The 7,149-nt window shown below is 65.2% G+C and carries 8 protein-coding genes; 2 read left to right on the top strand and 6 right to left on the bottom strand.

Going from position 1 to position 7,149, the window contains the following annotated elements; translation table 11 throughout:
• Positions 1-847, bottom strand: an 847-nt coding sequence (locus DYI24_RS17505) for a cytochrome P450 (RefSeq protein ID WP_164573204.1), incomplete at its 3' end; no start/stop codon positions are given.
• A gap of 153 nt (positions 848-1,000) precedes the next feature.
• Here DYI24_RS17505 and DYI24_RS17500 point away from each other — a divergent pair.
• Positions 1,001-1,891 carry a helix-turn-helix domain-containing protein gene (locus DYI24_RS17500; protein ID WP_164573203.1) on the top strand — a complete coding sequence of 297 codons (891 nt, stop codon included), beginning with the start codon at positions 1,001-1,003 and terminating at the stop codon, positions 1,889-1,891.
• 379 nt (positions 1,892-2,270) lie between these two features.
• Here DYI24_RS17500 and DYI24_RS17495 read toward each other — a convergent pair whose 3' ends face one another.
• The 4 genes from DYI24_RS17495 to DYI24_RS17480 form a co-directional block, all read right to left on the bottom strand.
• Positions 2,271-3,128 (bottom strand): class III extradiol dioxygenase family protein, encoded by an 858-nt coding sequence (locus DYI24_RS17495; RefSeq protein ID WP_164573202.1) that lies wholly within the window; start codon positions 3,126-3,128, stop codon positions 2,271-2,273.
• Positions 3,129-3,143: 15 nt separating this feature from the next.
• Positions 3,144-3,518: a protocatechuate 4,5-dioxygenase subunit alpha gene (locus DYI24_RS17490; RefSeq protein ID WP_012494745.1), complete on the bottom strand. Its 375-nt coding sequence runs from the start codon at positions 3,516-3,518 to the stop codon at positions 3,144-3,146.
• Positions 3,519-3,658: 140 nt separating this feature from the next.
• Entirely contained in the window at positions 3,659-4,309 is a 651-nt protein-coding gene (locus DYI24_RS17485) for an NUDIX hydrolase (protein WP_164573201.1), read from the bottom strand.
• Positions 4,310-4,387: 78 nt separating this feature from the next.
• Positions 4,388-4,594 carry a hypothetical protein gene (locus DYI24_RS17480; RefSeq protein ID WP_107343182.1) on the bottom strand — a complete coding sequence of 69 codons (207 nt, stop codon included), beginning with the start codon at positions 4,592-4,594 and terminating at the stop codon, positions 4,388-4,390.
• Positions 4,595-4,838: 244 nt separating this feature from the next.
• Here DYI24_RS17480 and DYI24_RS17475 point away from each other — a divergent pair, with 244 nt between their 5' ends.
• Positions 4,839-6,473, top strand: coding sequence for a class I adenylate-forming enzyme family protein (locus DYI24_RS17475; protein ID WP_164573200.1), 1,635 nt, complete (start codon positions 4,839-4,841; stop codon positions 6,471-6,473).
• 252 nt (positions 6,474-6,725) lie between these two features.
• Here the strand turns inward: DYI24_RS17475 and DYI24_RS17470 are convergent.
• Positions 6,726-7,149, bottom strand: a 424-nt coding sequence (locus DYI24_RS17470) for a beta/alpha barrel domain-containing protein (protein ID WP_502706352.1), incomplete at its 5' end; no start/stop codon positions are given.

Here is a 7,149-nt window from a genome sequence, read left to right as displayed (position 1 = left end):
GCCGGATGCGGTCGAGGAGTCGCTGCGCCGAGGTGTTGTAGCGCAGCGACTCCTCGACCGCATCCGGCAGCAGCGCCGGATCGGCCACCACCGCGCGGCGCGCATCGGCGAAATCAGCAAGGTTCAGCGCCAGCATGCTCATGAAGCCGCCGAGCGACTCGATGCCCGCCATGATCAGCGTCGTGGTGGTGAGCAGCACCTCCCGCTCGTCGAGCCGGTCGCCATCGATCTCCGCCATGCTGAAATGCGAGATCAGATCGTTCTTCGGCTCGGCGCGCCGCTGCGCGATCACGCTCGACGCATAGTCCTGCATCCAGGCGTAAGCGGCGAGATGCTCCGGCCCCTTGGCGCGGGTGACCGGATCGCTCTGCACCATCAGCACCGCCTTGTCGCGCACGGTCTGCTCATCGCCCATCGGCAGGCCGAGCACCGCGAACAGCACCCGCACGGTGAACTTGGACGAAAAGTCGCTGATGAAATCGAATTGGTCGCGGCCGCGCAGCGCCTCGGCGGCGTCGCGGGCGATCTCCCGCATCGGCTCGGCCAGCGCCTCGAGATTGCGCTTCATGAAGGCGTGCTGCACCAGTCCGCGCAGCCGGTCGTGACGCGGCGGATCGGTGGTGCCGAGCGTGGCGCCTGCCCGGTTCGGCAACTCGGTCATCAGGTTGCCCTTGGCAGAGGAGAACACCTGCCAGTTGCTGCCGGCGCCGGCGACGTCGAGATAGCGCGACAGAATCCACATCTGCGCCGGCTCGCTCCAGTACACCGGATGTTCGTCACGCAGCGTCTTGTAGAGCGGGAACGGATCGGCATCGACAACGGGCGAATAAGGATCGAAGCTGAACATGAGCTGATTTCCTCTCTTGTTAAGGCCGCCCGGTTCGTTTGTTTGTCTATTAGTTGCGGCGATCGTCGCAGTGTAGTTGGCATGACCTCGCGCCGTGAGACGCCGCGGTGACAAAAACTTGCACTTTTCCGACGTTCGGTCTTAGCTGCGCCGATGGCCCGTTCACGCCGCAAAGCAGCAATTCCGATCTTCGCGCTGTACGGCGAGACGCCCGCCGCGCCGGTCGACATGCTGCATGTCGAAGCGATTCAATCGCGCAGCCGATTGTATCAGTGGGAGATCGACGTCCACGCTCACCGCAGCCTGCATCAGATCCTCTGGATCGGCTCTGGAACAGCGACAATCGCGCTCGATGAGCAGCGCGTGCAACGCGATGGTCCGGTCGCGGTGATCGTGCCGCCCGGCGTCGTGCACGGATTCAAATTCTCGCCGCACACCGAAGGTCAGGTCTTCACCTTCAATCCGCACGCGATGATCGAGGGCGACGTGCCGGCGACCGGACAGGCGCTGCGCGATCTGTTCACCGCAGCCCGCATCCTGAAATTCGAGCCTGACGGGGCGGCCACGATGCGGATCGACAGATTATTCGCCGAGCTTGCCGACGAGTTCGCCTCGCCGGATGCCGGCAATTCGCCAGTGCCGTTGTGGCTCGGCCGCGCCATCGTCTGGCGGCTGGCGCAGCAGAGCGAGCGGCAGGCACGCTATGCGGCGCGCGGCGGCGATCAATTCACCCGCTTCCTGCTGCTGGTCGAAGCGCATCATTGCGAGCACTGGCCGATCGCGCGCTACGCCGACACGCTCGGTATGACGCCTGAGCGCCTCAACCGGCTGGCGAAAGCCGAAACCGGCCAGAACGCGCTCGACGTCGTCCATGCCCGTCTCACCCGCGAAGCCTGCCGCCGGCTGACTTATATAGCTGCGCCGATCTCCAAGCTCTCGTTCGAGCTCGGCTTCGAAGACCCCGCCTATTTCTGCCGCTTCTTCAAACGGCGGACCGGACATAATCCGCGAGACTATCGGCGGATGGTGAGTGAGGAGGCGTGAACGACGAGGCGGTGAGCTACAGGCTTGAGTAGTGAGCCTCCGACGCTTCCTCTCACACTCCGTCATGGCCGGGCTTGACCCGGCCATCCACGGCCATAACCACCGCCTTGCGTGAATTCGTGGATGCCCGGGTCGAGCCCGGGCATGACGATTTTTGTGTAGCGGCGCCGCGGCCCAACATCACTTCGTACTGTAGTCGCCACCTGCACCAACCTCATCCTGAGGAGCCCCGGCGAAGCCGGGGCGTCTCGAAGGATGGGCTCCGAGCACACGCGTAGCAGCGCATCGGCCTCGTGGTTCGAGACGCCCCGGCTTCGCCCTACGGGCTTCGCCGCGGCTCCTCACCATGAGGGACTAAGGCCTCGGACGCACAAAGGCCCTACGCCGCCTGCGCCAGCCTCGGCCGGTTCTCGATCAGCATGATGCCCGACGCGGTGTTGGAGATCGGCAGGTGATAGTTGCGGTGCAGCTCGCGGACGTCGCCGGTCAGCGCGCCGCGCATCGCGACCCAGTTCATCACCTCGACGCCCTGGCTGCCGGCGAGCTCGACCAGTTCGTGCGGGTCGATCCCGAGCAGTCCCTCGATATCACCTGTCATCGCGTCCATGCAGCGCTTGTCGAACGCGGTGTTGATGAAGCCGGCGCGCTGGCCTTCGAGCTGATGCGACAGCCCGCCGGTGCCGATCACCACGACTTTCAGGTCTTCCGGATAGCTTTCGATGGCGCGGCCGATCGCTTGGCCGAGCTTGAAGCAGCGGCGCAGCGACGGCAGCGGATGCTGCACGGTGTTGACTACCACCGGCACGGTCGGAATGTCGTGAGCGCGGCCGCGCAGGAACAGCTCCATCGGCAAGCTGTAGGCGTGATCGACCAGCATCTCCTGGCAGGTGACGGGGTCGAACTCGGACTCCACCAACGTCTCGATGATGTGCCACGACAGTTTGGTGTCGCCCTTGAACGGCGCCATCACCGGGATGCCCCAACCCTCGTCGTCGTTGCGATATTCTGGCGCGGCGCCCACCGCGAAGGTCGGCATCTTGTCGAGGAAGAAGTTCAGTCCGTGATCGTTGTAGATCACCACCGCGGCATCGGGCTTGACCGCCTCCAGCCAGCGGCACGGCGCGTCGAAGCCGTCGAAGAACGGCGCCCAGTACGGGTCCTTCTGCAGGCCCTTGGCCATCGCCCCGCCGATCGCGGGGACGTGCGAAGCGGCTAGGCCGCCGATGATCGTCGCCATGTCAGCAATCCCCTCTCAATTGTCCCGCGCCGCCAGCAGCTTCGCCTTGAACTGCTCGACCGTCATGCCGGTCTGCAGCGCACCGATGTCCTGCATGTTGAGGCCGAGGATGCCGGCAAACTTGGCGAGGTAGTAGGCGTTGCCGCCCTCGTCGAGCAGCTTGAGCAGATCGCGCTTGAGGATCGCTTCGGTCTGCGCCGCGGTGAGACCGTAGCGCGCACAATACGCAGCTTCGTCCTTGACGAACGCGGCGCGCGCGCCGGCGTCGTTGAACGAGAAGCACATCTTGTTGAGAGCGTAGCCCTTCTGCGCCGACTCGGGACCGAAGATCGGCGTCCCGAAAATCTCGCGCTTGGCGCGTCCGGCGCCAGCCGCCAATGCCTCACTCATGGCATCCCCCGATGACGTTTCCTGACTGTGGCCGTGCGGCCAAATTTCGCGAACGATAGGCGGCGGCAGGAGGGGTTATTTGACGTGCGTCAAATGTCAGGAGAATCCGGACAGCAGAAGATCGCCCCGAAACAGAGCGATCAGGAGCGCGTCGCCCCTCGCAGCCATCGCTGCAGTCTTTGCAGCATCGACAGCGGCGGCTCGGGTTCGATGGCGTCCGAAGGCTGTTCGAGCGCCAAAGACGGAGCTTCGGCAAGGTCGGTGATGATCTCGTCTCCGGTCGGCAACGGGCTGGTCGGGCAACGTGGTGGCAACGGCGCTGCGGGAGTTGCAGATACGAAGTGGCCGGCGGATTGCAGCACCAGCGGCCCGACCTCGGTCAGAAATGCCTGCTCGTAGCTACGGGACAGCCGCTGCAGTGCTTCGTCGAGCGGCAGCCAATCGACCGCGCGGATGTCCTTCATCAGCGGCAGGGTCTGCCGCGGCTCGGCTTCCATCCGCCAGAAATGCACCACCTTGGAGCGGCCGCCGGAATCATAAGCGAGCGTGCCGATGAACTCGTGGACCGCGACGACGTGGCCGGTCTCTTCCAGCACCTCGCGTTCGGCGGCCTGGCGCGGCGTCTCGCCGTGATCGAGCTTGCCCTTGGGCAGAACCCAATCGTTGCGCTTGCGCATCCGGACGACCGCGAACAGCGGATCTTTGCCGCGCCGCAACACGATTCCGCCTGCTGCCAGCACCGGAGTTCGCAACTTATCGCCCTTCGTCGTCGGGAAATCGACCTCCACCATATAGGATCAAGCGTCCATCAAGCGAGGCACGACGTGTCGCGCCGCTTCGAAAAATCAAACGCGCCTGCGAGCAGGCGCTTACGGCGCGGGCGGCGGCGGCACCACCGGATAGCTGCGATCCGGCGTCAACACGCAGCGATACACGCGCTTGCTGCGGGTCTGCCACGCCTCGACGATTCGGCCGCAATTGGCGCAATGCAGATTGCCAGGTTCACCGTCGAGTGTTTCGGATTCGGCGCAGCGGTACAGCGCGCCGCATTCACATTCCACGTCGGAGAGTCTCATCGCTTCTTCCCTGATATCGACTTGCGGCGGTTCCCGCCGTCGCAAATTGCTATCCTAGGTGGCAATGCTGACGCCGCTGTGTCAGCCCATTGCGGAAGGCGAATAATTTCCGCGAGATGACACACCGAAGCACCGGCTGGCGGTTCACGGCCGAGCCGGGATAGAATTGCGCTGGCGCTGCAAACAGCCGCCGGACGATCGTGGAGGTAACCGCGGCGTCCCAACGATCAACGAGGAAACACCCATGACGTTCTGGCCCGAGGCCGGCATCGGTGGCGCGCTGCGCCGCGAGACTCACTACGACGGCCGGTCGATGTTGTGCTTCTCCGAGCGCCCGGCCCATCTCGCAGCCATGTTCGACGATCTGGTCGCGCGGTTCGGCGACCGTCCTGCGATCGTCGATGACCGCGCGTTCAGCTATCGCGAGCTCGATCTGCTGGTTCGCAAGATCGCGGTGTCGCTGTCCGCACTCGGCATCGACAAGGGCGACCGCGTCGCACTGTTCCTCGGCAATTGCTGGGAGTTCCTGGCGGTGACGCTCGCTTGCAACCGGCTCGGCGTGCTGGTGGTCCCGATCGGCATCCGGCAGCGCCGCGCCGAGCTCGAATTCCTGCTGACCAACAGCGGCGCCAAGGTCGTGGTGTTTGAGGCCGAACTGGCAGACGAGATCCCTGCCGCCGCCGACGTGCCGCAGCTCGCACATCGCTTCGTCGCGCACGGCAGCACCGAGGACGCGCGACCGTTCGAGGATCTGCTCGCCGCCGATCCGGCGAACGCACCGCTCGCGCAGATGCAGGAAGACGATACCGCGGTGATCCTCTACACCTCGGGCACCACCGGCAAGCCGAAGGGCGCCGAGCTGACGCATCTCAGCATCCTGCACTCATCCTACGCGTTCGCACGCGCCCATGAGCTGACCGAACACGACCGCGGGCTGGTCGCGGTGCCGCTGTCGCATGTGACGGGCCTCGTCGGCGTATCCTACGCGACCATCGCGGCCGGCGGCTGCGTGGTGCTGATGCGGCAGGCGTTCAAGACCGCCGACTTCCTTGCCCTCGCGGCGCGCGAGCAGATCACCTATTCGATCCTGGTGCCGGCGATCTACACGCTTGCCGTGATGCACCCCGACTTCGACAAGCACGATCTGTCGGCGTGGCGGATCGGCTGCTTCGGCGGCGCGCCGATGCCGGTGCCGACCATCGAGATGCTGGCGAAGCGACTGCCGAACCTGCAGCTCCGCAATGCTTATGGAGCGACCGAGACGACTTCACCAACCACGATCATGCCGCAGGCTTATTGGCGCGATCACATGGACAGCGTCGGCCAAGTGATTCCTTACGCGCACGTCCGCGTGCTCGATGCCGACGACAACGAAGTTGCCCCTGGGGAGCCGGGCGAACTGTTGATCTCCGGCCCGATGGTGGTGCCGCGCTATTGGCAGCGGCCCGACGCCAACGCCAAGGAGTTTGTGAACGGCTACTGGCGCAGCGGCGACATCGGCTCGATCGACCAGGACGGCTTCGTCCGGGGGTTCGACCGCAAGAAGGACATGATCAATCGCGGCGGCTTCAAGATCTTCTCGGCCGAAGTCGAGAACGTGATCTGCGGCATCGACGGCGTGCTGGAGACCGCGATCATCGGCACGCCCGATCCGGTGCTCGGCGAGCGCGTCAACGCCATCGTGGTGACGAGCGAAGGCGCGAGCCTGAATGAACGCGACGTCGCCGCCTACTGCGCGGCGCGGATGTCGGATTACAAAGTCCCCGAGAGCATCATCATCCGCACCACACCCTTGCCCCGCAACGCCAACGGCAAGATCCAGAAAACGGTGCTGCGCGAGACAATCGCGGACCGAGCAGCGAGTTACGCGAGGTCGTAGTCCACGAATTGAAAGATCAAGGCTTTGCGTCAATAGGCCTCGTCATGCGCGGAGTTAGCACACTCTCGCCCAGCGGCAGCGCAACCTCTCGCGCTTGCGGGAGAGGTCGACGCGCGAAGCGCGGCGGGTGAGGGCACTCCTCTCCGCGAGTGGCAAACTCACTGCCCGGGAGACCCTCACCCCAGCCCTCTCCCGCAAGCGGGAGAGGGAGCGCGCCTTGCTTGTGGAACGGCGCGACCCTGCAGCCAATTATTACTTCGCCGGCGTGATCCGCACCTGCACGTCGCGCGGTTTTGCTGTGTACGGCGCCGACGTCACCAGCACCTCAGCGCCGGCCTCGGCATAGGCCGCAGCGTTGCCGGCGTTGACGCCGCCGGCGACCGCGATCACCGGGCGCGAGGGCCGCCCGGCGAGTTGCTGGATCAAAGTCGCGACATCCGCGGGAGCGAACTTTTCCAGCTGCAGTACGTCGAACCCGGCCTCGGCCGCGGTGAGGGCCGCGTCGATCGACGCCACCTCGGTGATCAGTTTCTTCTCGGGAAGCGTGGCGCGCAGCCGCGCCACTGTCGCATCCAACGGCTCATCGAGAAAACCGCGGTGCTCGCCGAACACCAGCACGGTTTCCGACAGGCCGAGCCGGTGCATGGTGGCGCCGCCTGCTTTCACGGCAGCGGCC

This window comes from Rhodopseudomonas sp. BR0C11 (genome assembly GCF_010820945.1).
Lineage (GTDB): Bacteria > Pseudomonadota > Alphaproteobacteria > Rhizobiales > Xanthobacteraceae > Rhodopseudomonas > Rhodopseudomonas palustris_H.
Note: the sequence above shows the minus strand (reverse complement) of the source record. Positions and strands in the feature narration are given on the sequence as shown.

What these genes read in the sequence shown, in the direction of transcription:
- DYI24_RS17485 (WP_164573201.1), bottom strand. Translation starts at nt 4,309, where the DNA reads ATGGTGGAGGTCGATTTCCCGACGACGAAGGGCGATAAGTTGCGAACT.
- DYI24_RS17495 (WP_164573202.1), bottom strand. Translation starts at nt 3,128, where the DNA reads ATGGCGACGATCATCGGCGGCCTAGCCGCTTCGCACGTCCCCGCGATC.
- DYI24_RS17500 (WP_164573203.1), top strand. Translation starts at nt 1,001, where the DNA reads ATGGCCCGTTCACGCCGCAAAGCAGCAATTCCGATCTTCGCGCTGTAC.
- DYI24_RS17480 (WP_107343182.1), bottom strand. Translation starts at nt 4,594, where the DNA reads ATGAGACTCTCCGACGTGGAATGTGAATGCGGCGCGCTGTACCGCTGC.
- DYI24_RS17475 (WP_164573200.1), top strand. Translation starts at nt 4,839, where the DNA reads ATGACGTTCTGGCCCGAGGCCGGCATCGGTGGCGCGCTGCGCCGCGAG.
- DYI24_RS17490 (WP_012494745.1), bottom strand. Translation starts at nt 3,518, where the DNA reads ATGAGTGAGGCATTGGCGGCTGGCGCCGGACGCGCCAAGCGCGAGATT.